A 24815-nucleotide genomic window follows, 5' to 3' on the forward strand; every position below is an offset into this window, starting at 1 on the left:
ATATTGGCCCCACCGTCACCGCTGCCTCTCTTGCCCATGTCGGATTCCGCCCTGCTCGCCCTGTCCCCGCTCGACGGCCGCTACGCCTCCAAAGTGGATGCGCTGCGCCCGATCTTCTCCGAATACGGCCTGATCAAGGCGCGGGTCAAGGTCGAAATCGAATGGCTGCTGGCCCTGGCGGCCGAGCCGGGCATCGCCGAGCTGGCGCCGTTCTCGGCGGCTGCCACGCAGCGCCTGCGCGCGCTGGCTGACGATTTCAGCGTAGCCCATGCCGCGCGGGTCAAAGAGATCGAACGCACCACCAACCATGACGTCAAGGCGGTGGAGTACTTCATCAAGGAGCAGCTCAAGGACGACGCCGAGCTGGGCCCGGCGCTGGAATTCGTGCACTTTGCGTGCACCAGCGAAGACATCAATAACCTGAGCTACGGCTTGCTGCTGGAGCAGGCACGCCGCGCGGTGTTGCTGCCCAGCCTGGACGGCATTACCGCCGCGCTGCGCAGCCTCGCCCACGCCCAGGCCAGCCAGCCGATGCTCTCGCGCACCCACGGCCAGACCGCCTCGCCCACCACGCTGGGCAAGGAAATCGCCAATGTGGTCGCGCGCTTGGAGCGCCAGCGCAAGCAGATCGCCGCGGTCGAGCTGACCGGCAAGATCAATGGCGCGGTCGGCAATTACAACGCGCATCTGGTTTCCTACCCGGACCTGGACTGGGCGGCGTTCGCACAGCGTTTCGTCGAGAGCCTGGGCCTGGTGTTCAACCCCTACACCACCCAGATCGAGCCGCACGACAATGTGGCCGAAATCGGCGATGCCAGCCGTCGCGTCAACACCATCCTGATCGACTTGGCACGCGACATCTGGGGCTATATCTCGCTGGGCTATTTCAAGCAGAAGCTGAAAGAAGGCGAAGTCGGTTCCTCGACCATGCCGCACAAGGTCAACCCGATCGACTTCGAAAATGCCGAAGGCAATTTCGGCATCGCCAATGCGCTGTTCGAGCATTTTTCCGCCAAGTTGCCGATCAGCCGCTGGCAGCGCGATCTCACCGATTCCACCGTGCTGCGCGCGCTCGGCACCGCGTTCGGCCACACCCAGGTTGCACTGGATTCGCTGGCCAAGGGGCTGGGCAAACTGACCGTCAACCCCGAGCGTCTTGATGCCGACCTGGATGCGGCCTGGGAAGTGCTGGCCGAAGCCGTGCAGACGGTGATGCGCCGCCACGGCCTGCCCAACCCGTACGAACAACTCAAGGCCCTGACCCGCGGCCAGGGCATCACCGCCGCCTCGATGCAGGCCTTTGTGGAAAGCCTGCAATTGCCGGAAGACGACAAGCAGCGCCTGCGCGCGCTCACTCCAGGCGCCTACACCGGCCTGGCCGAACAGCTGGCGCGCGCGATCTGAACTGACCCGCCCGCAAGCCCTCTGTAGGCTTGCCGTGTGGATCAGCTCATCGACGATCATCAACGAGATGGCATCGGCATCACCACATGCCGATAAAGCACCGTAGAAATCAGTGACACCTGCGCCGCGGCACACGTCGCGTCGCATGCGTCATGCCTCGCTACCGGCCTGGATAGCGGACGCTGGCCTGCACATGGGTGACCGAGCGGACTGCTACCGTGCCGGATTAACTGATCAGCAGATCGGCGATGCCTGTCACTCACCCACCTTCCCTGTTGACGCTGGCAAGCGTCTTTACACTGAGCAGATGCGGCGGCGACGGCCCTGCCGCGCAGGCGCTGTCGGCGGTCTCGTCCACGTTGACCGATCCTGCCAGCGGCGCAGACTGCGCCGGCAAGGATGTCCGGCTGACCGCAATGACAGCGAATGGATCCTGCACGGCGAGTGCGGCATGGTCACCAGCACCGCCTCGCGTGGCGCCATGAATCTGGACACCGCGCGCAGCATTCGCCTGGAAAGAAGCAACTTCACGGTGCTCAACAAGCAACTTGGCCAGCTCAGCGTGACCGGTCACGACAACACGCTCAATCTGACCCATGTTGATAGTGTGGATATCCAGGGCAACAAGAATCTTGTGCTGGCGCGCGAAATGAAGCAGGTGCGGTTTTCCGGCAACGACAACACCGTCAACCCATCCAGCAAGCCCGCGCTGGACGACCGCGGCCGCGATAACAAGGTGATGTGATCTGTCGGCTGTGATGCGCGCCATGCAGGCGTACGCGCTCCAGATCAGCCGTCTGCACGTCGCTGCATGACCGCACTGCACGCAACGCCAGCAGGCATTGCTTTTACAAACGATGCGAATTTAGTGCGACTAACAACCCACTGCGTACACGCCAGGCTGGCGCGGCCGGCGCTCGCAATTCGCAGGAACCACTCGTACATTGCGGTTCCTGCATGCCCGCACGCAGCCACCTGACGAGGCTCGCCACGTTTAAGCCGTTCCTAGCGCGTCAGTCGGGCCGCCGGGCGGCCACCCGCGTCACTTCGCGCGGCTGGGCTGCACCGCGCACGATCACCAACCGCAGGGTCTGCCCGACCTTGCGGTTGACGGCCTGCTTGAGCACATCGGCCTTGCTTCCAGCCACCGTGATGCCTTGTGCGGACACGATCGCATCACCCACCTGCAGCCCCGCTGTGGCTGCGGGCGAGGCCAGCTTTACCGAATCGATCGTGACCGAGGTCAGCGTGGGATTGAACGAAAATCCATCGCTTCCACCGCGAAACTCAGGCCGAACCAGCCTTGTCATCGGCGGCCTGCACGGCGCCGTGCACTCCCACGTCGCACTCAACAACAGCTGCATCAGCGTCCGACGGTTCATGCACCCGGTTTCCAAAGCGAGGGAGCAGCACACCAAGACTGCGATGCCGCAGTGTTTCAGTGCAGGCGCTACCACTCATGTGCCATCGGACACCCTGACCAGTGCTGCGTGGCGGACGACAGCACGTGCGCGCCGCACCGGCACAGGTGCACATCCGGCTCAGGCAGTCGACAATAGGCCATTCGCGCCTGCCAACGCCGCGCGCCGCACTCTCTTCTACACCGTTCAAGGACCCCCAAAATGGCCGTACGTAAAGCGACCCCACTTGCCATCGAAGTCCAGGCCCGTCCGGGACAGCAGCTGGGCATGCCGGTCGAGCGTTTCCTGCGCAATTACTGGCACAAGCACCCACTTTTGATTCGCAACGCGTTCGCGGATTTCGCCTCGCCGCTGCAGCCGGAAGATCTGGCCGGGCTGGCCTGCGAAGACGGCGTGCTGGCGCGTCTGATCAGCCACGACCGCACCACCGACAGCTGGGACGTGCGCAGCGGCCCGTTCCAGGAAACCGATTTCCCCGGCCTGCCCGACCATGACTGGACTCTGCTGGTGCAGGACGTGGACAAATGGGACGCCGACGTGCGTGCCCTGCTGGAGCGCTTCCGCTTCCTGCCGCGCTGGCGCATCGACGACATCATGATCAGCTTCGCCGCCACCGGCGGCTCGGTGGGCGCGCATGTCGACCATTACGACGTGTTCCTGCTGCAGGGCCAGGGCCACCGCCGCTGGCAGATCGATGCGCGCATCGCACAGGGCCGCAAGCCCACCCCACTGGCGTTCCGCGACGATGTCGAGCTGAAGCTGCTGCGCGAGTTCAAGCCAACGCACGATTGGGTTCTGGGCCCGGGCGACATGCTGTATCTGCCGCCGTTGATCCCGCACCACGGCGTGGCCGAAGACGCCTGCCTGACGTTCTCCATCGGCACCCGCGCGCCGTCCTCGGCCGAGCTGATCGGCGATTACCTGGATACCTTGATTGCCGATGCCGACGAGGCCGTGCGCTATCACGACGAAGACCTCAAGGTGCCGGCCGACCCGTACGAGATCGACGTCACCGCAATGAACCGCGTGGTTGAAGCGCTCAACGCGTTGCGCATGAACGAGCCCGATCGCCTTGGCGACTGGTTCGGCCGTTTCATGACCACCTACCGCGCCTCCGGCGACGTGGTGCCGGCGCCAGAACCCATCCCGCGCGAAGCGGTCGAGCAGGCGCTGGAAGAAGGCGTGCTGCTGCATCGCCACCCGTGGTCGCGGCTGGCCTGGCGGCGTGCCAAGCGCGGCGCCACGCTGTTCTGCAGCGGCCTGGAGTTTGCGCTGTCGGCCAAGGACGCGTCCCGTCTGGCCGCGGCCGAAGAGATCGACGGCACGCTGTACGGGCAGTTGTCGCCACGTGGGCGTGAGGTCGTACTGGAGCTGCTGGCACAAGGCCATTACCAGCGCGCCCACGAAGACGCCGATGGGGATATCGCCGACGACGATGCCGTACATGCCCTGAGCGTGTCTTCCGACCACGACGAGGCAGACGCCGAAGACGAGGCACCGGAAGCGGACGACGCCATCGATGCCGATGCCGATGTCGAACAGGTCGCAGACGACGCCGGCAACCCGGCAGAGACGCTGGATGCCGTGCAGGACGCTGTTGCCGAAATCGAGAGTGACGACGCAGCCGAGCAGGACGACGCCAGCCATAGTGCCGACGACACCGATTCCGACGACAGCGACGAGACCACCAAACCCGCATGACTCCGCATGCCAGCCCGCAGATCGTCACGCTGAACCCGGCTTCCGATGCCGCGGCGCTGCGTGCACTGCGGCTGACCTGCGCCACCGACACCGCTGGCACCACCAGCGGTGCCGAATGGGATGCCTTGGACCCGCTCAGCCTGCATCTGGCAGCGCGCACCGAGGACGGCCAGTGGATCGGCTCGGTGCGAGTCACCGCCGATCGCCGGCTCGACCGGCTCGGCGTTCTCCCCCACTGGCGCCGCCGCGGAGTCGCCGACCAACTGCTCGCTGCCGCCGTCGACACGGCCCGCCAGCACGGCTGGCCCAGCCTGCACGCGCGCCCCAGCCCCAACGCGGAGGCGGTCTTCGCGCGCCTGGGCTTCCTGCCCGACACCACCCCACTTCCCTTCCCCGAGCGCTTCGGCCAGACACACGCTGCGCCCGGCATCGTCGTGCACCGTCGCCTCGATGGCCCAATGGCCGTCGAGACCCTCACCGCGGCCCTGGCCGCCACCACTGGTCTGCTCTGCGCTGCGCGCCGCCAAGTGCTGATCTACACACGCGCCCTGGACCCACCCCTGTTCGACAACGCTGCAGTGCTCGATGCGTTGCGCCGTTTCGCCACCGCCCGCCACGACAAGCGCGTGCATGTCTTGGTGCAAGACCCCACCAGCGCCAACGCCGGTAGCAGTGCAATGCTGAGGCTGGCACAGCGCCTGCCCAGCGTGTTCCGGTTCCGCGCGGTCAGCGACCCGGTCGATGCAAGTTTTGCATCGGTCTATGTCGTCGGCGACGACGCCTACTACTTTCGTCCAACAGGTCATCGCTTCGATGATGGCGAAACCTGGTTGTCTGGCGCAGCGCGTAGCCGCCAGTTAGAGCGCGCATTCGCGCAGATATGGGAGCGCAGCGCACTTTGGAATGAGCCACGCGCGCTCGGCATCTGACGCCGCAGCGTTCCTCGCACGTAGGCGTGTGAGCAATTGGCCTACCCCGCCGGTCAGCTCGCAGACGCCCCCTCACTGGCGCAAGAGGGTATAATTTTTCGAGATTTGAGACCGACCGATAGGGCATCTTGCCCTGCCGCTTCCGCACAATCATCCCCACAGCAGACCCGACTTACCATCGTGGATAATCTCCTAAAGCAGTTCGCGCAGTCATCGCAGCTCGCCGGCGGCAACGCCGCCTATATCGAGGATCTGTACGAGCAGTACCTCGTCGCCCCGGACATTGTCGATCCGAAGTGGAAGAGCTACTTCGATGGTTTCGAAGGTCGCAGTGCCGGTGACGTACCGCACTCGGCGGCCATCGCCCACATCCTCAGTGCGTCCAAACACGCAGCCAACGCCGGCACCGGTGCAGGCGTCAGTGACGAGCGCGAGCGCAATGTCGGCCGTCTGATCACTGCCTACCGCGCCCGCGGCCATCTTGGCGCGCAGCTCGACCCGCTGGGCCTGACCCCGCCGGTCAACCCGCCCGATCTGGATCTGCCGTTCCACAGCCTCTCGCAGGCGGACATGGACAGCGAGTTCAGCACCGGCGGCGTCGGCGGCCAGCCGCGGATGAAGCTGAAGGATCTGTTGACGCGCCTGAAGGCGACCTACGCCAGCAGCATCGGCGCAGAGTTCATGCACATCCAGGAATTCGACCAGCGTCAGTGGATCTACAAGCGACTGGAAGATGCCGGCGGCAAGATTGCAGGCGATGCTGCCAGCCGCAAGCGCACCCTGGAGCGGCTCACAGCGGCTGAAGGCCTGGAGCGCTACCTGCACACCAAGTACGTCGGCCAGAAGCGCTTCTCGCTGGAAGGCGGCGATTCGTTGATTCCGATGATGGACGAGATCATTCGCCGGTCCGGCAACGATCAGGTCAAGGACATCGTGATCGGCATGGCCCACCGCGGCCGCCTCAACGTGCTGGTCAATACGCTGGGCAAGAACCCGCGCAAGCTGTTCGACGAATTCGAAGGCAAGTTCGAGCACGCCCATGACGACCGCGCGCATACCGGCGACGTCAAGTACCACATGGGTTTCTCGGCCGACATCGCTGTTGGCACCGACAAGCAGGTGCATCTGGCGCTGGCGTTTAACCCCTCGCATCTGGAAATCGTCGACCCGGTTGTGGTGGGCAGCGTGCGCTCGCGTCAGGAACGTTTCGGCGATGCCGAACGCAAGACCGTGCTGCCAATCCTGATCCATGGCGACGCGGCATTCGCCGGCCAGGGCGTGGTGATGGAGCTGTTCCAGATGTCGCAGGCGCGCGGTTTCGCAGTCGGCGGCACGGTGCACATCGTCATCAACAACCAGATCGGCTTCACCACCAGCACCCGCGACGACGCGCGCTCCACGCTGTACTGCACCGACGTGGCCAAGATGATCGGCGCGCCGGTCTTCCACGTGAACGGCGACGACCCGGACGCGGTGATGTTCGTGTCCAAGCTGGCCTATGAATTCCGCCAGCAGTTCAAGAAAGACGTGGTCATCGACCTGGTCTGCTACCGCCGTTGGGGCCATAACGAAGCCGACGAACCGGCAGCGACCCAGCCGGTGATGTACCAGACCATCCGCAAGCACAAGACCACCCGCGAGCTGTATGCCGCCAAGCTGGAAAGCGACGGCGTGCTGAGCGCCGACGAAGCCAAGGCGCTGGTGGATGGCTACCGCAACAAGCTGGATTCGGGCGAATACACCACCGAACTGGCCAAGCGCAAGCCGGACGAATTCGCCATCGATTGGTCCAAGTATCTGGTCGGCACCGCTGCCGATCCGGTCGACACGCGCGTCAAGCGCGAGCAGTTGGACCGTTTGGCAAAGCTGATCACCACCATCCCCGAAGGCGTCGAACTGCACGCCCGCGTGGCGAAGATCTACGAAGATCGCGTCAAGATGGCTGCCGGCGATCAGCTCGGCGACTGGGGCTTTGCCGAAAACCTGGCGTACGCCACGCTGCTGGCGGAAGGCCACAAGTTGCGTCTGGTCGGCCAGGACGCCGGCCGCGGCACGTTCTTCCACCGTCACGCGATCCTGCATGACCAGAAGACCGACAACTACTACCTGCCGCTGCGCCAGCTGGTGCAGAACCCCGAAGACGCCACCGTGATCGATTCGCTGCTCAGCGAAGAAGCGGTGATGGGTTTCGAATACGGCTACTCAACCACCGACCCGAATGCGCTGTGCATCTGGGAAGCGCAGTTCGGCGACTTCGCCAACGGCGCGCAGGTGGTGATCGATCAGTTCATTGCCGCTGGCGAAGCCAAGTGGGGCCGCATTGCGGGCCTGTCGCTGTTCCTGCCGCACGGCTACGAAGGCCAGGGTCCGGAGCACAGCTCCGCGCGCCTTGAGCGTTTCCTGCAGCTGTGCGCGCTGGAGAACATGCTGGTCTGCGTGCCGACCACGCCGGCGCAGTGCTTCCACATGATCCGCCGTCAGATGCGCATGACCACCCGCAAGCCGCTGGTGGTGATGACGCCCAAGTCGTTGCTGCGGCACAAGCTGGCAGTGTCGAGCCTGGAAGAATTGGCCGAGGGCGAGTTCCAGCATCTGATCCCGGATGCCAGGGCCGACGCGGCCAAGGTCAAGCGCGTGGTGCTGTGCTCGGGCAAGGTCTATTACGACCTGCTGGAAGACCAGACCAAGCGCGGCCAGGACGACGTCGCCATTGTGCGCATCGAACAGCTGTATCCGTTCCCGCGTGCGCAGCTGGCTGCCGAGCTCAAGGCCTATGCCAATGCCACCGATGTGGTGTGGTGCCAGGAAGAACCGCAGAACCAGGGTGCGTGGTACCAGATCCGCCACCACCTCAACTTCTGCCTGGCCAGCGGTCAGAGCCTGCATTACGCCGGCCGCGCCCGTTCGCCCTCGCCTGCCGCCGGCCACATGGCCGACCACATCATCGAACAGCAGAAGCTGGTCGCCGATGCGCTACTCAATCCGTTCAACGACCAAGTCGCTGAATAACTCCTCTTCCCCAAAGAACGAAAACCCTAGGACGCTCCCCGAATGGCCACCGAAGTCAAAGTTCCGGTACTGCCCGAATCCGTTTCCGACGCCACCATCGCCAGCTGGCACAAGAAGGCCGGTGAAGCGGTCAAGCGTGACGAGAATCTGGTCGACCTGGAAACCGACAAGGTCGTGTTGGAAGTTCCTTCGCCGGTCGACGGCGTACTGAAGGAAATCAAGTTCGAAGCCGGCAGTACGGTCACCAGCAACCAGATTCTGGCGATCATCGAAGAAGGCGCTGTGGCTGCGGCTGCACCGGCTGAAGAGAAGCAGGCCGCTGCACCCGCGGCTGCTGCCGCTCCGGCAGCCGCTCCGGCACCGGCTGCCGCCGCTGCACCGGCGCCTGCGTCCAAGTCGGCTGCCGATTCACTGCCGCCGGGTGCGCGTTTCTCCGCGATCACCCAGGGCGTGGATCCGTCGCAGGTCGAGGGCACCGGCCGTCGTGGCGCAGTGACCAAGGAAGACATCGTCAACTTCGCCAAGGCCGGCGGCGTGGGCAAGGCCTCTGGTGCGCGTCCGGAAGAGCGCGTGGCGATGACCCGCGTGCGCAAGACGATTGCCAAGCGCCTGATGGAATCCAAGAACTCCACCGCGATGCTGACCACCTTCAACGAGGTCAACCTCGCCAAGGTGTCGGCCGCGCGTAAGGAACTGCAGGACGAGTTCCAGAAGGCACACGGCATCAAGCTCGGTTTCATGAGCTTCTTCGTCAAAGCCGCCGCCAACGCGCTGCAGCGCTTCCCGCTGGTCAATGCGTCGATCGACGGCGACGACATCATCTATCACGGCTACAGCGACATCTCGATCGCCGTGTCGACCGAGAAGGGTCTGGTCACGCCGGTGCTGCGTAACGTCGAGCGCCAGTCGTTCGCGGAAGTGGAACAGGGCATCGCCGATTACGCCGCCAAGGCGCGCGCCGGCAAGCTGGGTCTGGACGATCTGCAGGGCGGCACGTTCACCATCACCAATGGCGGCACCTTCGGCTCGCTGCTGTCCACCCCGATCATCAACCCGCCGCAGAGCGCCATCCTGGGCATGCACGCGATCAAGGAACGCCCGATCGCCGAGAACGGCCAGGTCGTGATCGCCCCGATGATGTATCTGGCGCTGTCCTACGACCACCGCATCATCGATGGCAAGGATTCGGTGCAGTTCCTGGTCGACATCAAGAATCAGCTGGAAAACCCGGGCCGCATGTTGTTCGGTCTGTAAGCCTTGAAGCCCCTCTCCCACCGGGAGAGGGGTTGGGGACGCCAGGCAACTGCGTCCGACTCAGCAATGAAGAACGAGCCGCCGCGAGTCACAGAGGCGAACTATCGGCTGTTCACTAACTCATTTCGCAGTGGCTTGCTTCATGTCGGGAATACCGGGCAGGCGACCACCGCACCCTCATCCGGCGCTACGCGCCACCTTCTCCCGCAGGAGAAGGGCAAGGCAAAGGACTCTAGAAAATGGCTGAAAACTACGACGTCGTCGTCATCGGTGCCGGTCCGGCCGGTTATCACGCCGCCATCCGTGCGGCGCAGTTGGGCATGAAGGTCGCCTGCATCGACGCGGCCCTCGGCAAGGATGGCAAGCCGGCGCTGGGCGGTACCTGCCTGCGCGTGGGCTGCATTCCGTCCAAGGCGCTGCTGGATTCCTCGCGCCAGTTCTGGAACATGGGTCACCTGTTCGGCGACCACGGCATCAGCTTCAACGACGCCAAGATGGACGTGCCCACCATGATCGGCCGCAAGGACAAGATCGTGAAGCAGTTCACCGGCGGCATCGCGATGCTGTTCAAGGCCAACAAGATCACTCCGTACTACGGATTCGGCCAGCTGCAGCCGGGCAACATCGTCAAGGTGACCCAGCACGAAGGCGGCGAGATCGAGCTGAAGGGCACCAACGTGATCCTGGCGGCCGGTTCGGAGTCGATCGAACTGCCGTTCGCTAAGTTCGACGGCGACACCATCGTCGACAACGTCGGCGGCCTTGATTTCACCGCCGTTCCCAAGCGTCTGGCGGTGATCGGCGCCGGTGTGATCGGCCTGGAGCTGGGCAGCGTGTGGAAGCGTCTGGGCGCCGAGGTCACCATCCTCGAAGCGTTGCCGGACTTCCTGGCGCTGGCCGATGCCGAAGTGGCCAAGACCGCGCTGAAGGAATTCAAGAAGCAGGATCTGGACATCAAGCTGGGCGCCAAGGTGAGCAAGACCGAGATCACCGGCAGCGGCGATGCCAGGCAGGTGGTGCTCAGCTACACCGACGCCGCTGGCGAGCAGACCCTGACCGTGGACAAGCTGCTGGTGGCCGTCGGCCGCAAGGCCGCGACCAAGAACCTGCTGGCCGAAGGCACGGGAGTCAAGGTCACCGACCGCGGCCAGATCGAGGTGGACGGACATTGCCACACCGGCGTGGACGGCGTGTGGGCGATCGGCGACTGCGTGCGCGGCCCGATGCTGGCGCACAAGGGCTTTGAGGAAGGCATCGCAGTGGCTGAGCTGATCGCCGGCCTGCCCGGCCACGTCAACTTCGACACCATTCCGTGGGTCATCTATACCGAACCGGAGATTGCCTGGGTCGGCAAGACCGAGCAGCAGTTGAAGGCCGAAGGCGTCGCCTATAAGGCCGGCAGCTTCCCGTTCGCGGCAATCGGCCGTGCGGTGGCCATGGGCGAGCCGGCTGGCTTCGTCAAGGTGATCGCCGATGCCGAAACCGACCGCGTGTTGGGCATGCATTTGGTCGGCGTGGGCGTCTCCGAGTTGGTGCACGAAGGCGTGCTGACGATGGAGTTCAACGGCTCCGCCGACGACCTGGCGCGTATCTGCCACGCGCATCCGACGCTTTCCGAAGCGATCCACGACGCCGCGATGGCAGTGAGCAAGCGCGCTATTCATAAGGCGAACTAAGGCCGGGATTAGGGATTAGGGATTCGCAAGAGCGGTCGTCCCCTTCCCGCATCTTTCCGGCAATGGCATGGCGCCGGGCGAAAGCCCGGCGTTGTGTTTTTCAGGCCCAGTCAAAACAATCGTGCAACGTGTATTCGACTGATTTCAGATGACATCGACGCGCCGCGCTCCGCTTTTAAGAATCCCCAATCCCAACTCCCAAATCCCATGAAAAGCATCTGCGTCTATTGCGGCTCCAACGCCGGCAACAAACCGGTCTATGCCGAACGCGCCACCGCGTTGGGCACGCGCATCGCCGCGCAAGGCCTGCGACTGATCTACGGCGGTGGCAATGTTGGTCTGATGGGCACGGTGGCCAACGCCGTCCTCGCTGCCGGCGGCCAGGTCACCGGCGTGATTCCCAAGCAGCTGGCGGACTGGGAAGTGGCCCACCGCGGCCTGACCGAACTGGAGATCGTCGGCTCGATGCATGAGCGCAAGATGCGCATGTTCGAGTTGTCCGATGCGTTCGTCGCCCTGCCCGGCGGCTTCGGCACCATGGAAGAGATCTTCGAAATGCTGACCTGGCGCCAGCTCGGCATCGGCAACAAGCCGTGCGCGTTCCTGGATATCGATAGCTTCTACGCACCGTTGATCGGCATGATCGATCGCATGGTCGAAGAGCGTTTCCTGCATCCGGACCAGCGTGCCGACCTGTGGTATGGCGCCGATATCGAGCAGATGCTGGAATGGATGCAGCACTACACCCCGGCGCAGGCGTCGAAGTGGATTGACGAGAAGCGCCGCTCCACCCTGGTGTAACCGAAGGTAGCCAAAACACACGTCGTCTCACTGCAAGTCTGCGGGGTTACCAAGGCGCGACTCACTAGGTTGCCCAGCACACGATGCCAGCCGCCGCCGCGGTGCCGGCAAGCGCGATGCCGCTGTGGACGCGTCGGCCAACATCACTCCGACACTGCTGAGGTAGTGCTGCACGACGGGGCACCTGGCACTGTTTTGCCAGCTTGCAACGGCAGTCACGATGGCCGCAGCAACCCGCAACAGCGCCTCGCATAGAATGGCGGCGATGCTCGATACCCTCGCCGCTGACGCGCACCACAGCCTGGACATCAAGCACAGTCGCTTTCTGGCCCACGCTGCCGCACTGGACACTCCCGCGCATGCGCTGGAGATCGTGCAGCGCGTGTCCGTGCCGGATGCCACCCACAACTGCTGGGCCTATCGGTTCGGGCAGGACTATCGCTCCAGCGACGACGGCGAGCCGAGTGGCACCGCCGGCCGGCCGATCCTGGCCGCCATCGACGGCCAGGGCTTCGACCGGATAGTGGTCGTGGTCACGCGCTGGTATGGCGGCATCAAACTCGGCGCTGGCGGGCTGGTACGCGCCTATGGCGGCACGGCGGCCGAGTGCTTGCGGCTGGCGACGCGGCAACCGCTGATCGCGTTGTCGCTGGTGCAGGTGCAGTGCCGGTTCGACGATCTGGGCCTGGTGCACGCAGCGCTGGCGGCCTTCCATGCCGACAAACTGGATGAACATTTCGACGCCAACGGTGCAGCGTTGCGCGTGCAACTGCCTGCGGATCAGCTCGCCGGCTTGAAAACCCGCCTGTGCGACGCCACTCGCAATCGTGTCAATCTCTCAACTCCGGAAGCCGCATGACCCAGCCAGCCGCTGCACGTCCCAACCCGTTGCGGAAGCTGGGCAGCCTGCGCACCCTGTGGCCCTTCATCCAACGCCAGCGTGGCCTGTTCGTTGCCTGGATGGTCGCGCTGACGATTTCCGCTGCCGCCACACTGAGCCTGCCGGCAGCGGTCAAGCGCATGATCGATCAAGGCTTCTCCGGCGACGCGCAGATCAACCAGGCGTTCGCGCTGTTGTTCGCAGTCTCGGTGGTGCTGGCGGTGGCGACCGCTGCCCGCTTCTATTTCGTCGCACTGCTGGGCGAAAAAGTGGTCGCCGACCTACGTGGCCGGCTGTACGCACACCTGATTGGCCTGGACGCCGGATTTCATGACCGCAGCCGCAGTGGCGAACTGGTGTCGCGCTTGTCGGCCGACAGCGAATTGCTGCGCGGGCTGATCGGCAGCACCATGTCGGTGGCCTTGCGTAGCTTAGCCACGGTGATCGGAAGCGTGGTGATGTTGTTCGTCACCAGCCCACGCCTGGCCGGCTTCACCTTGATCGGCATCCCGCTGGCGGTGCTGCCGATCGTGCTGGGCGCACGCCGCCTGCAGAAGATTTCGCGTGCAAGCCAGGACCGTGTGGCCGACGCCAATACGCTGGCGGCCGAAACCCTGGGCGCAGTACGCACCGTGCAGGCGCATGCGCGCGAGCGTTACGAAAGCCAACGTTTCAGTACGGCACTGCTGACCGCCATCGACACCGCAAAGCTGCGCATCCGCACCCAGGCCACCGTGACCGCAGTGGCGATCGTGCTGATCTTCGGGGCGATCGTTGGGGTGTTGTGGTTGGGCGCGCATGATGTGGTGTCTGGCCGCATGACGCCCGGCACGCTGGGCCAGTTCGTGTTGTACGCAATGATCGGCGGCGGTTCGGTCGGCGCGCTGGCCGAGGTCTGGAACGAGTTGCAGCGTGCCGCCGGCGGCATGGGCCGCGTAGGTGAATTGCTCGACGAACAACCGGCCATCGTGGCGCCGGCCACGCCGCAGCCCTTGCCGCGGCCGCTGCGCGGCGCGATCCATTTCGATCAGGTGGTGTTTCATTACCCACAGCGTCCGGACGCGCCGGCGCTGGATGGCTTCGATCTGCATGTCAGCCCTGGCGAAACCGTGGCGCTGGTCGGTCCTTCCGGGGCAGGCAAGAGCACGGTGCTGGCGATGCTGCTGCGTTTCCACGACCCGGTCAGCGGCAAGGTGCGCATCGACGACATCGACCTGCGCGACACCGACCCGGTACTGCTGCGCGAACGCATCGCGCTGGTGCCGCAGCAACCCACGCTCTTTGCCGCCAGTGCCGCCGACAACATCCGCTACGGGCGGCTGCAAGCCAGCGATGCCGAAGTGGAAGCGTCCGCCGCCGCGGCCGAAGCCGATGCCTTCATCCGCGCCCTGCCCCAGGGTTACGCCAGCGAACTGGGCGAACGCGGCACGCGCCTGTCCGGCGGCCAGCAGCAACGCGTGGCGATTGCGCGTGCGCTGCTCAAGGACGCGCCGATCCTGCTGCTGGATGAAGCCACCAGCGCGCTCGATGCCCAAAGCGAACGGTCCGTGCAACAGGCACTGGACCGGCTGATGGAAGGCCGCACCACGCTGGTCATCGCGCACCGCCTGGCCACCGTGCTCAAGGCCGACCGCATCGTAGTAATGGATGCCGGCCGCATCGTCGCACAGGGCACGCATGCGCAATTGATTGCCGAAGGCGGCCTGTACGCGGAGCTGGCGCGGCTGCAGTTCATCGATCAATAAGAGTTGCCTGACGCTGCGCTACCAGCGCTTGGCACTTGGAGCAGCGAACAAAACGACGGCGCTCATCGCCACGCGGGCGCGGCCGGTGTTCGGCATCGGCCCGCGTCACTCGTACACTGCAATTCCAACGCGCAGTCCACAGCCACCGGACGACCGCTCGCTCCACGTGTTAGCCACACTTCGCCCATCTTGCCTCACCGGCCACGCCGGCCGTGCGCTCCCACGCAATCCGATGTGACCCATGCCCCGGCCTAAAACCACGCTTCGCCAGCTGAGCTATTTCGTCGCACTGGCCGACACCGGCAGCTTCACCCGCGCGGCCGAGCAGATGGGCGTCTCGCAACCCTCGTTGTCGCAGCAGATCCGCGCATTGGAAGCCATCATCGGAGCGCCGCTGTTCGAGCGCGGCGCGCAGGCGCTCCTGACCCCGCTGGGTCGCGATCTGCTCGACCGCGCACGCAGCATCCTGCTCGGCGTCACCGATCTGGAAGAGGTGCGCGCCACCGCCGCCGACACCTTGGTCGGCACCATCCGGCTCGGGGTGTCGCCCACGCTGGGCGCCTATCTGATGCCGAGCCTGGTGGCACGTTTGCATCGCGAACATCCGGCCCTGCGCGTGCATGTGCGCGAGGGGCTGCCGACTGCGCTTGCCGCCGGCCTGAGCAGCGGCGTACACGATCTGGTCCTGGCGCAACTGCCGGTGGCCGGCCGCGGCCTGCATAGCGAGCGGCTGTTCCGCGAACTGCTGCATGTGACCATGGCCGCCGACCATCCGCTGCGCACCAAGACCTGCATCACCCCGGCCGATCTGCGCGGCGCCAACCTGCTGACCTTGATGCCGGAATACCGATTGGCAGAACAGGTCGCCGCAATCGCCATGGATGTCGGCGCGAATGTCTTGCGCGATTACGAAGGCACCAGCCTGGATGCGATCCGCCAGATGGCCGGCATGGGCATGGGCCTTGCTTTGCTCCCAGACCTATATGTCCGCCAGGAAATCCGCGAAGGCGATGATGTGGTGGTTCGACCAGTCAAAGGCGGACGCTACTATAGAGAGATTGGTCTGCTCTGGCGGCAGGGCGCCGGTCGTGCGCCAGCCTTCGGTTTGATCGCCAATCTGCTACGTGCGGTGGCGGCATAGGAAAATCCTATGCGGTACATAAGCGCTGCGGCCTTGTTGGAAGGCTGACAACTCGTCAATGTTTTACTGAACTCATCAACGGATAGCCAATGGCGGCCAAGCGGATCGGATGGCAGGAAGCAGCAAGCTGGCTGGCGGAAGTCGTCGGCCCGGATATGCCGTACGTACGCTTGACCTTGGTGTATGGCATTGCGATCAGCCTGCTGTCGCTGGCCACACCCATCTCGGTGCAGTTGCTGATCAATAGCGTCGCCAACACCGCATTGCCCACGCCGTTGTGGACCTTGTCCAGCCTGTTGCTCGGCCTGCTGTTGCTGGTGGCGGCGCTGAGCGCGATGCGGGTGTGGGTGATGGCGCTATTCGAACGCCGCCTGTTTGCACGGGTGGTCGCCGAGATCACCGTGCGCGCAGTGCATGCGCAGAACCCATTCTTCGCCGACCAGAACCGTGGCGACGTGTTCAACCGCTATTTCGACCTGGTGATCGTCCAGAAAGCGGTCCCCAGCCTGGCGGTTGGCGCCTTCACCATCGTGCTGCAGTCGGCGGTCGGCCTGATCGTCACCAGCTTCTATCACCCGTTTTTCCTTGGGTTCAACGCGCTGTTGTTGCTGGCCATCTTCTCGATCTGGATGATCTGGTCGCGTGGCTCGATCCGCACCGCGGTGGACCTGAGTCACGCCAAGCACAACGCCGCGCACTGGCTGGAAAGCGTCGGCGGCTCCAACGGCTTCTATAAATCCAGCCGGCATCTCAACTTCGCGATGGATCGCTCGGAAGCGGTGACCGCGGAGTACGTCGACCGGCATCGGCGCCATTTCCGCTACACCTTCACCCAGACGCTGGCGTTCCTGCTCACCTATGCGGTGGCCAGCGCGGCCCTGCTGGCGCTGGGCGGCAGCCTGATCCTGCGCGGCGAGTTGTCGATCGGCCAGCTGGTGGCGGCCGAACTGATCTTAAGCGCGGTGTTTTACGGCATCGCGCAGCTGGGCAGCTATCTGGACGTGTTCTACGACCTGGTCGCCAGCGCAGAGGAATTGTCGCTGCTGTATGCCATTCCTCAAGAGCGCCCGGTGGCCGTCGCCGGCGAAGCGCCGCGCAACAGCGCCGTGCGCCTGGATGGTGTGGTAATCGACGGCGCGCGTTTCGATTTCGCGTTGGAAGCTGGCGAGCAGTTGGTCACGCTGGCCGACGGCGGCGCCGACCGCTTGCTGGCCATGGTGCTCAAGCGCCACGTGGTTCCTGACCGCGGGCTGTTCATGGTGGGAGGCGCCGACCTGGCCACCTTCGACATGTACCTGCTGCGTTCGGAAGTCACCGTGCTGGACCGGCCGACCATCGTGGAGGTCACCATTCGCGAATATCTGGCGATGGCCTCGGCCGATGTGACCTCCGAAGCGATGCTGGAAGCGATCGATACGGTGGGCTTGCGTGCGCGCATCGCCACGTTGCCGCAAGGCCTGGATACCCGGCTTGCCGCGTCCGGCTTCCCGCTGTGGATTGGCGATGTGATGGCGCTGAAGCTGGCCAATGCGCTGCTGGTGCGCCCACGCGTGCTGATGTTGTCGCAGTTGTACGACCTGCTTCCGGCAGAACGTTTGGCCCGCATCCTGCGGCGCTTGAAGGACGCAGGAACCACGGTGTTGCTGTGCACCGGCCGGCCGGAGGACATCACCCTGGACGGCTGGTTCCGCCTGGAACCGGAGCATCAGCAACGCTATGCCACGCGTGCTGAATTGATCGCGTCCACACAGGAGGCTTCGCATGCCGCACGCCCCTGATCGGTTGGCGCATTTCCCCACCCTGGCGTCGATGCGGCCGCCCAGCATCGCCAAGGCGTTGGCATGGATGCTGTTGATCGGCGTTGCCATCGTCGGCGCGATCCTGGCGTTTGCGCCCTGGGTGCAGACCGCCAGCGGCAAGGGCCAGGTGGTCTCGCTGGATCCGGGCGACCGCCAGCAACAGGTCACCGCCTTCGTGCCGGGCCGCGTCGAACGCTGGTATGTGCACGATGGCCAGCATGTGGCGAAAGGCGACCCGATCGCGCGTGTCGGCGATCTGGACCCGGACCTGCTCACCCGCCTGGCCAGCGAACGCGCGCAGGCGCAGGCAGAAATCGCCGCCATCCAGCAGTCACGCGCAGTCGCGAGCATCGATATGGCACGCAGCAAGCAGTTGCTCGCCGAAGGCCTGGCCGGCCGCCGCGACTTCGAGCTGACCCAGATCAAGGTGGCCGAAGCCGATGCCAAGCTGGCCGAATCGCGCGCCAAGCTGACCCGCATCGATATCCAGTTGAATCGTCAGTCTGCACAGCTGGTGCGCGCACCGCGCGACGGCCGCGTGCAGCAGCTCAACGCCGCCAGCGGCAGCGCCATGGTCTCGCCGGGCACGGTGCTGGCGGTGATCGCACCGGAACGGGTGGAACGCGCGGTCGAGCTCTACATCGACGGCCGCGACGTGCCACTGATCCGTCCCGGCCGCCCGGTGCGGCTGGAGTTCGAAGGCTGGCCGGCGATTCAGTTCAGTGGCTGGCCGTCGGTGGCGCACGGCATGTTCGATGGCCGCGTGCGCGCGATCGACCCCAACGCTGCGCCCGATGGTCTGTTCCGCATCCTGGTCGAACCGATGCCGGGCAAGCCGGCGTGGCCCGCGCAGGAATTCGCCCGCCAGGGCGGCAAGGTGCGCGGCTGGGTGCAGGGCGAAACTGTCAAGGTCGGCTACGAACTGTGGCGCCAGCTCAACAACTTCCCGCTGGAATTCGGCCGGCGCCCGGCTGCGACCACGCAGGAAGACGGTAAGGCCAAACCGGCCGCGCCCAAGGCCGAAGACGAAGCGACGGGCAAGAAATGATCGGCCGTCTTGTTGTCCTGCTGATCGCACTCTGCCCCGGTGCGGCATTCGCCCAGGCCGATGCGCTGACGCTGGACGAAGTGCTGCAGTCGTCGGCCCGCTCTGCACCGCAGATCATCGAATCGCTGGCAAAGGTGCGCCAGGCCGAGGGCAAAGGCATCTCGGCCGACGGCTCCTTCGACACTGTGTTCGACATCGAAGGCCGCTCGCGCGAGGCCGGCTATTACGACGGCAGCACGATCGAAACCGGCGCCAAGCGGCCGTTCGAAGAAAACGGCGGCTATTACTACGGCGGCTACCGCTCCTCGCGCGGCTCCTTTCCCGTCTACGAAGACAAGTCCTATACCGACCGCGGCGGCGAAGTGAAGGTCGGCGCGCTGTATGCGCTGTTGCGCGACCGCGTGATCGACGAACGCCGCACCAAGCGCAGCATTGCCAGCACCGATATCGATGTGGCCAAGTACGAAGCGGAAATGGTGGCCATCGGCGTGCAACGGCGCGCGGTGGATGCCTACCAGAACTGGGTCGCCGCCGGGCTGAAGTTGCGCGCCTACAACGACCTGCTGCAACTGGCCGAGCAACGCCGCAATGCGATTTCGCGGCAGGTCACGCTCGGTGCGCGGCCGACCATTTTGCTCACCGAAAACGACCAGAATCTGGTGCGTCGGCGTGCGTTGGTGGTGCGCTCGGAACAGGATTTCGCCAGCGCCGCCAACGCGTTGTCGCTGTATCTGCGCGATGACGCCGGCATGCCGCTGATCGTCTCCGCCGAGCGCCTGCCGGCCGACACCTCGGCGCTGGAAGGATTAGCCGGCGCCAGCAAGATCACCGCACCGGTGGAGCGCCCGGATTACCGCGCCGTGCTCACCCGCATCGACCAGGCCACCGCACGTTTGATGCTGGCGCAGAACGATCTGAAACCGCGCCTGGATGTGAGCGTGGAAGTCAGCAAGGACCTCGGCCCACCCGGCGTTGGCGGCCCGAATCGCTCGCTGACCGATGCCGTCATCGGCTTCCGTTTCAGCGTGCCGCTGGAAAACCGCGCCGCCAAGGGCCGCGTGGCCGAGGCGCGTGCCGAGATCGAAGCGCTGGATCAGCGCAGCCGTTTTCTGCGCGACCAGATTTCGATCGAGGTCGAATCGATCGTCATCTCGCTCAACGCCGCCGAACGGCTGGCCACGATCGCCGATGAGGAACGCGGCCTGGCAGATCGCCTGGCCGCAGCCGAGCGGCGGCGCTTCGAGCTGGGATCGGGTGACTTTTTCCTGGTCAACCAGCGCGAGGAAACCGCCAACGACGCGCGCGTGCGCCTGATCGATGCACAAGCACGCATCGCCTCCGCGCGTGCAGAACTGGCCGCAGCCACAGCCGACCGGAATGCGTTGCAGCTGAGTCGTTGAATGCTTGGCTGCGCGTCGTGCGTACGCGACGATGCAGTCAATGGGCGATGCTTGCGCAGTGGTGCCTTTGCGATTTCTCGGCTGGGCATCTGTTGAGGCCATACAAAGCGTTGCATCCGCCCCGTCTCAAGCCACACAGTCGGTTGATTACTGCCCGCAATGACCTCGCTTCAAAACGTTCACCACCCAATCGAGCCTGCGCAATGCAGGTAACTGCTCGATTGCTGCTACGCGCGCCGCCGATCTGACCCACTCAAGCGTCACGGCGTGACGATGTAACGAGTGGCTTGGTGGCTCTGCTGACGAGCTCAACTTGCACGCGTTCGTACCTCACCACATAACGACGTCTGGGTAACAAGTACGTGCGCATGCTCGCCCTACCGGCTTGGCGCCGGTGGCGTGCGGGTCCGAGCGATCTGCACTGCAACCTTAGGAACTTTCGGAGGTGCGTATGTCTTTCCGGCAATTTCCCGCAATCGGTGCAGATGGCGAGTCTTACGTCATCGTCGAATTCCGCGACGAACAGCAACCACGCGCAAATGCGCGATCGGCACCGCGTTACGAGCTCCCTGACGGACGACATCTGCAACGGCAGGGGCAGCGCTTTGTCACCGATGGCGGCGAGCTGCGCCTTTCTACGTTCTAAAGCGGCAGTTAACGGTAGCGAGCAGTTGTCTGTTGGGCCTGGACGGCGCGCGTGGGGACCGGTGTACAAGAGCGTCGCCGATTCCGAGCACCAGCCGCGCCCGACTGACAACTGCGCAGCAGATGCGTTGCGTGCTCTACACGGCACTGGTCAATTTTTCACCACTGAATGCGCAACCCTTGCGCGGCAGGGGCTGTGCGCATTTATCCACATGCTTGTGCAAGCTTCATCCACACCCTGTGTGGATGAAATCGATGGCGGCAGAAAGCCGTCCTCGTATCGCTGCATCGCAATCAGGAATCGGATCGCTCCAGTACACGGCCAATCCCACTGCGATCAATCTCGCTCGCCGCTTGCGCTAATGCCGCGCGATCACTTTCAGCCTCAAAGCCAATACGGAAATGCAGCTCGCCCATCGGCGTGCGCGATGAATGGATCGACGACAGGTTCACGCCGTGTCGCTCGAACACATGCAGCAAGGCGCGCAGCGAACCGGGCTGGTCTTCGGGTAGATACACGCTCAAGGTGAGCGGTTCGGTGAGATCGGCCAGCAGGTAGCCCACGCGCTCATAGGTGTAATTGCCTGCCGCAAGTGCGTCCTGCTGCAACGCTTGCGCGTTGTCGTGCAGGAATTGGCTGCGGAACTGCGCACGCGCCGCATCGTCGCCCTGCGCCACCAAGGCACGCAGCTGCTGCAATTGCAGCAGCAGCCGGTCGAGCATCTCGCCAACATATGGGTTACCGAACTGGATGTCTTCGTAGATCGATGGGTTGAGCGAGAGAATGCGCGCGATCACCGCGGTATCCAGTTCGAACGATGCCGAGCGATACGGCATCAGCGCGCGCAACTCGCCCAGCAGTGGCGCGTAGTCGCGCAAGGTGCCGGCCTGCGCCAGATGGGTGGCGTGCACCATCGCCTGCACCAGCGCCATCACGCGGTCGTGGTGCTCGGGGGTGGCGTACACGCATTCGGCCTGCAGCGCGCCGCACAAGCGCTGCACCCATGCCGACCAGTGCTGCAACCGCGCCGCGCAGACCACCATGACGCGCCCTTTCAAGGTCGGCGATTTGGGTGGAGCGGTCATTGGGTGCAGGCCGACGACTTCCGCCTGCGAGGTCAACATCGCAGCGACCGGCGCCTGCTTGATCGAGGTGACATCCAGCCACAACTGCGAGGCAGCGCGCGCGCCGGCAAGTTCCACATAGCGCTCGATCAATGCAGTGGTGTGCCGGATCGGCGCGGAAAAAATCAGCACGTCCGCGCGTTGCGCGAGCGTGGCCTCGTCCATGCTGCCGCTGTCGGCCGGGTCGAACCCGATCACCTCCAGCTGCATGCGCGCGCGCACGAACTGTGCCAGCCAGCGCCCGTACGCGCCGGCGATGCCGACGATGCCGACCACCGGCTGCGCGATCATGCCAATCGCTCGACGGCGAATCGCGGCGCAGCGGCAAGTGCTGCCGGCGCAGCAGCCATGACGTCGAACTCTTCGTAACCCGCCGCCAGTGTGGCTTCCAGCGCGCTATGCACGCCGCTGAGTGCGTGCCCCACCGCCTGCTCGAATGGCACATTGCGCAATAGCAGGCCGATCAGCAGCGCCATCAGCACATCGCCGGTGCCGGCAACATCCACCGGCAGATGCGGGCTGGCCCAGCGATACACCGCCGCGTCGCTGACCGCCAAGGTCACCAGCTCACCCGCGGCACCGGCCACGCTATGCGCAAGCACCCACTGCGGCCCACGCGCCAGCAACGCGCGCGCAGCAACGATGGCATCGTCCTGTTGCAGGCTCGGCAAGCCGGTCAACCGACCCAACTCAAACGCATTCGGTGTGACCAGCCAGGCATGCGGCAGCAAGCGCTCGGCGAACACGCGTTCCAGCCCGGGTTCCACATACGGGCCAGTGTGCGTATCGCCGATCACCGGATCCAGGCAATAGCGCAGCTGCGGCGCCTGCGGCAAGGTTTGCTCCAGCCAATCGGCGAATGTTTCGCCGTTGGCCAGGCTGCCGAAATAACCGGACACCAGCATGCGCGCACGCTGCGGCAGCCCGCGCTCGGTAGCGCCCAATAACAGATCCGCCAGCCAGTCGGCCGGCAGAATGCGCCCGCGCAGGGTTGCGTAAAACGGCGCGTTGCTCAGAAGCGTGGTCGGCACCTCCGCTACACGCACAGCCCCAGCGCGCGCAGCGGCGGCACCGCAGCGCTATTACCGGCATGGCCATAGACCAACTGCGATTGCACGGAGATCACATCGATCGGCGAAGGACCATCCGGACGCTGGCGGCGACCATGGACGAGGTGGTTGTCGGTTGCATCGCTCATAAAGGCGGCCGTGCTGGAAAGAGAAGGCAACGATTATCCGCGCAACCCTGCAAGTGTGCTGTGGATGCACGCTGCAATCGGCACCTAGCGTTTTGGAAATGGTGCACGGGCGATCTCACCATATCGAAACCAGATGCCGACGCCAACCGGCGCAGCGGTGCGCAATACCGCAGATATTCCCAACGAAACCGCTAAAAGTATGCCCGATTATGATGCACTTCGCTGGCCCGGCTTGCATCATTCAAGGCACAGCTTCGCTAGCGTTGCAGGCGACAGTGTTCTCGGCCAGGAAAAGCCGCGGGTGCGTCAAACGGGCATGTGTCACGCGAGCAACCCCGGCTGCTTCCGTCGCTTCACGCACACACGTTTGCATGCGCGTGATGTCTTGCAGCCAGCAAAAAAAATGGCCCGGCGTGCAGTCTGCTGCACGCCGGGCCATCGGTGCATCAGAAGGCTAAATCAGGACGTCATCCGATCCCAAAAACCCTTGACGCCGTCGATGAATGTAGCCGACTTGGGTGAGTGCTTACGTGCATCCTCACCGGTGAACGTCGCCTCGAACTGTTGCAGCAGTTCGCGCTGATCGGCCGTGAGATTGACCGGGGTTTCCACCACCACGCGGCAATACAGATCGCCTTCGCTGCGGCTACGCACCGAACGCACACCCTTGCCACGCAGGCGGAACAGCTTGCCGGTCTGGGTCTCGGCCGGGATGCGGATTTCCGCCTCGCCGCCCAGCGTTGCCACGCGCACGGTGTCCCCCAGTGCCGCCTGCGAAATACGGATCGGCACTTCGCAGTGCAGATCGTCGCCGTCGCGCTGGAAGATCGCATGCTCGCGCACGCGCACTTCCACATACAGATCGCCCGGCGGTGTACCGGCCGGGCCGGCCTCGCCTTCGCCTGCCAGACGAATCCGGTCGCCGGTGTCCACACCGGCCGGCACCTTGATCGACAGCACCTTGTCTTCTTCCACGCGACCGGCGCCGTGACAGACCTTGCACGGGTTCTGGATCAGCGTGCCGCGTCCATCGCAATGCGGGCAGCTCTGCTGCATGGCGAAGATGCCGCGCTGGATACGCACCTGGCCGCGTCCATGGCAGGTGCCGCAGGTTTCGATCTTGCCGTCTTCCGAACCGCTGCCATGGCAGGGTACGCATTCGATCAAGGTCGGAATCTCGATCCGTCGCTCGATGCCGGCGACGGCTTCTTCCAGATCCAGTTCCAGCACGTAACCGACGTCGGCGCCACGTCGCGCAGCGCGCGGACCGGCGGCGCCACCGCCGAAAATATTGCCGAAGATATCGCCAAAGATATCTCCCATGTCCGGGCCACCCGGCCCACCTCCACCACCGCCCATGCCGTGCTCGAAGGCCGCATGGCCGTGCGCGTCGTAGGCACGCCGCTTATTGCCATCGGACAGCACTTCGTAGGCTTCCTTGCATTCCTTGAACGCCGCTTCGGCAGCAGCATCGCCAGGATTGCGGTCCGGGTGGTGCTTCATCGCACAGCGCCGGTACGCCTTCTTCAGCTCCTCGTCGCTGGCGCCACGGGCAACGCCCAGCACTTCGTAGTAATCGCGTTTGCTCATAAGCGGGGATTTGGAATTCGTGATTTGAGATTCGTTGAAACGCAAAAGC

At 64.6% G+C, this 24815-nt stretch carries 17 protein-coding genes and 2 pseudogenes; 15 read left to right on the plus strand and 4 right to left on the minus strand.

From position 1 onward, the window contains the following. The first annotated feature begins 36 nt into the window (after positions 1-36). On the plus strand, positions 37-1404 hold the full coding sequence (gene purB, locus KWO_RS14105) for an adenylosuccinate lyase (RefSeq protein ID WP_010380195.1): 1368 nt from the start codon (positions 37-39) through the stop codon (positions 1402-1404). 248 nt (positions 1405-1652) lie between these two features. Then, positions 1653-2149, plus strand: a pseudogene (locus KWO_RS23050) (DUF3060 domain-containing protein). Between the two features lie 268 nt (positions 2150-2417). Here KWO_RS23050 and KWO_RS14125 read toward each other — a convergent pair. Beyond that, complete coding sequence (locus tag KWO_RS14125; protein ID WP_172638568.1) at positions 2418-2714, minus strand: PDZ domain-containing protein; 297 nt, start codon at positions 2712-2714, stop codon at positions 2418-2420. Positions 2715-3026: 312 nt separating this feature from the next. On the opposite strand from KWO_RS14125, the gene KWO_RS14130 reads away from it, so the two are divergent. From KWO_RS14130 to KWO_RS14195, 13 genes are all read left to right on the plus strand, one after another. Then, a complete protein-coding gene (locus KWO_RS14130; RefSeq protein ID WP_010380204.1) occupies positions 3027-4526 on the plus strand; it encodes a ribosomal protein uL16 3-hydroxylase in 1500 nt (499 codons plus the stop codon). Further along, entirely contained in the window at positions 4523-5455 is a 933-nt protein-coding gene (locus tag KWO_RS14135; RefSeq protein ID WP_017112798.1) for a GNAT family N-acetyltransferase, read from the plus strand. The genes KWO_RS14130 and KWO_RS14135 overlap by 4 nt, the downstream gene beginning before the upstream one ends. A gap of 180 nt (positions 5456-5635) precedes the next feature. Beyond that, positions 5636-8464, plus strand: a complete 2829-nt coding sequence (locus tag KWO_RS14140) for a 2-oxoglutarate dehydrogenase E1 component (protein ID WP_017112797.1) — start codon at positions 5636-5638, stop codon at positions 8462-8464. A gap of 42 nt (positions 8465-8506) precedes the next feature. After that, entirely contained in the window at positions 8507-9718 is a 1212-nt protein-coding gene (gene sucB, locus KWO_RS14145) for a dihydrolipoyllysine-residue succinyltransferase (protein ID WP_017112796.1), read from the plus strand. A 239-nt stretch (positions 9719-9957) separates the two neighbouring features. Next, the gene (gene lpdA, locus KWO_RS14150; RefSeq protein ID WP_010380220.1) at positions 9958-11394 is read left to right on the plus strand and encodes a dihydrolipoyl dehydrogenase; all 1437 of its coding nucleotides are present in this window, start codon (positions 9958-9960) and stop codon (positions 11392-11394) included. Positions 11395-11601: 207 nt separating this feature from the next. Next, entirely contained in the window at positions 11602-12195 is a 594-nt protein-coding gene (locus tag KWO_RS14155; RefSeq protein ID WP_010366391.1) for an LOG family protein, read from the plus strand. Between the two features lie 256 nt (positions 12196-12451). Next, positions 12452-13054: an IMPACT family protein gene (locus tag KWO_RS14160; RefSeq protein ID WP_017112795.1), complete on the plus strand. Its 603-nt coding sequence runs from the start codon at positions 12452-12454 to the stop codon at positions 13052-13054. Beyond that, positions 13051-14820 carry an ABC transporter transmembrane domain-containing protein gene (locus KWO_RS14165; RefSeq protein ID WP_010366385.1) on the plus strand — a complete coding sequence of 590 codons (1770 nt, stop codon included), beginning with the start codon at positions 13051-13053 and terminating at the stop codon, positions 14818-14820. The genes KWO_RS14160 and KWO_RS14165 overlap by 4 nt, the downstream gene beginning before the upstream one ends. A gap of 241 nt (positions 14821-15061) precedes the next feature. Beyond that, on the plus strand, positions 15062-15961 hold the full coding sequence (locus tag KWO_RS14175) for a hydrogen peroxide-inducible genes activator (RefSeq protein WP_010366382.1): 900 nt from the start codon (positions 15062-15064) through the stop codon (positions 15959-15961). Positions 15962-16050: 89 nt separating this feature from the next. Then, positions 16051-17739 carry an ATP-binding cassette domain-containing protein gene (locus KWO_RS14180; protein ID WP_010380225.1) on the plus strand — a complete coding sequence of 563 codons (1689 nt, stop codon included), beginning with the start codon at positions 16051-16053 and terminating at the stop codon, positions 17737-17739. Then, on the plus strand, positions 17723-18808 hold the full coding sequence (locus tag KWO_RS14185) for an HlyD family secretion protein (RefSeq protein ID WP_010366378.1): 1086 nt from the start codon (positions 17723-17725) through the stop codon (positions 18806-18808). The genes KWO_RS14180 and KWO_RS14185 overlap by 17 nt, the downstream gene beginning before the upstream one ends. Beyond that, on the plus strand, positions 18805-20208 hold the full coding sequence (locus KWO_RS14190) for a TolC family protein (protein ID WP_010380228.1): 1404 nt from the start codon (positions 18805-18807) through the stop codon (positions 20206-20208). Before KWO_RS14185 ends, KWO_RS14190 begins: the two co-directional genes overlap by 4 nt. A gap of 451 nt (positions 20209-20659) precedes the next feature. Then, complete coding sequence (locus KWO_RS14195) at positions 20660-20854, plus strand: hypothetical protein (RefSeq protein WP_010380230.1); 195 nt, start codon at positions 20660-20662, stop codon at positions 20852-20854. A gap of 293 nt (positions 20855-21147) precedes the next feature. Here KWO_RS14195 and KWO_RS14200 read toward each other — a convergent pair whose 3' ends face one another. The 3 genes and pseudogenes from KWO_RS14200 to dnaJ form a co-directional block, all read right to left on the minus strand. Next, the gene (locus tag KWO_RS14200) at positions 21148-22269 is read right to left on the minus strand and encodes a prephenate dehydrogenase (protein WP_010366368.1); all 1122 of its coding nucleotides are present in this window, start codon (positions 22267-22269) and stop codon (positions 21148-21150) included. After that, a pseudogene (gene pdxY / locus KWO_RS14205) lies at positions 22266-23176 on the minus strand (pyridoxal kinase). The gene KWO_RS14200 and the pseudogene pdxY overlap by 4 nt, the downstream one beginning before the upstream one ends. Before the next feature lie 459 nt (positions 23177-23635). Next, positions 23636-24766: a molecular chaperone DnaJ gene (gene dnaJ / locus KWO_RS14210; protein ID WP_010366364.1), complete on the minus strand. Its 1131-nt coding sequence runs from the start codon at positions 24764-24766 to the stop codon at positions 23636-23638. Positions 24767-24815 lie beyond the last annotated feature (49 nt).

This window comes from Xanthomonas vasicola pv. musacearum NCPPB 4379 (assembly GCF_000277895.2).
Lineage (GTDB): Bacteria > Pseudomonadota > Gammaproteobacteria > Xanthomonadales > Xanthomonadaceae > Xanthomonas > Xanthomonas vasicola.

Coding starts and splice junctions, on each gene's coding strand:
- KWO_RS14200 (WP_010366368.1), bottom strand. CDS start 22,269: ATGATCGCGCAGCCGGTGGTCGGCATCGTCGGCATCGCCGGCGCGTAC.
- lpdA (WP_010380220.1), top strand. CDS start 9,958: ATGGCTGAAAACTACGACGTCGTCGTCATCGGTGCCGGTCCGGCCGGT.
- KWO_RS14175 (WP_010366382.1), top strand. CDS start 15,062: ATGCCCCGGCCTAAAACCACGCTTCGCCAGCTGAGCTATTTCGTCGCA.
- sucB (WP_017112796.1), top strand. CDS start 8,507: ATGGCCACCGAAGTCAAAGTTCCGGTACTGCCCGAATCCGTTTCCGAC.
- KWO_RS14125 (WP_172638568.1), bottom strand. CDS start 2,714: ATGACAAGGCTGGTTCGGCCTGAGTTTCGCGGTGGAAGCGATGGATTT.
- KWO_RS14165 (WP_010366385.1), top strand. CDS start 13,051: ATGACCCAGCCAGCCGCTGCACGTCCCAACCCGTTGCGGAAGCTGGGC.
- KWO_RS14155 (WP_010366391.1), top strand. CDS start 11,602: ATGAAAAGCATCTGCGTCTATTGCGGCTCCAACGCCGGCAACAAACCG.
- KWO_RS14180 (WP_010380225.1), top strand. CDS start 16,051: ATGGCGGCCAAGCGGATCGGATGGCAGGAAGCAGCAAGCTGGCTGGCG.
- purB (WP_010380195.1), top strand. CDS start 37: ATGTCGGATTCCGCCCTGCTCGCCCTGTCCCCGCTCGACGGCCGCTAC.
- KWO_RS14190 (WP_010380228.1), top strand. CDS start 18,805: ATGATCGGCCGTCTTGTTGTCCTGCTGATCGCACTCTGCCCCGGTGCG.
- KWO_RS14160 (WP_017112795.1), top strand. CDS start 12,452: ATGGCGGCGATGCTCGATACCCTCGCCGCTGACGCGCACCACAGCCTG.
- KWO_RS14130 (WP_010380204.1), top strand. CDS start 3,027: ATGGCCGTACGTAAAGCGACCCCACTTGCCATCGAAGTCCAGGCCCGT.
- dnaJ (WP_010366364.1), bottom strand. CDS start 24,766: ATGAGCAAACGCGATTACTACGAAGTGCTGGGCGTTGCCCGTGGCGCC.
- KWO_RS14185 (WP_010366378.1), top strand. CDS start 17,723: ATGCCGCACGCCCCTGATCGGTTGGCGCATTTCCCCACCCTGGCGTCG.
- KWO_RS14135 (WP_017112798.1), top strand. CDS start 4,523: ATGACTCCGCATGCCAGCCCGCAGATCGTCACGCTGAACCCGGCTTCC.
- KWO_RS14195 (WP_010380230.1), top strand. CDS start 20,660: ATGTCTTTCCGGCAATTTCCCGCAATCGGTGCAGATGGCGAGTCTTAC.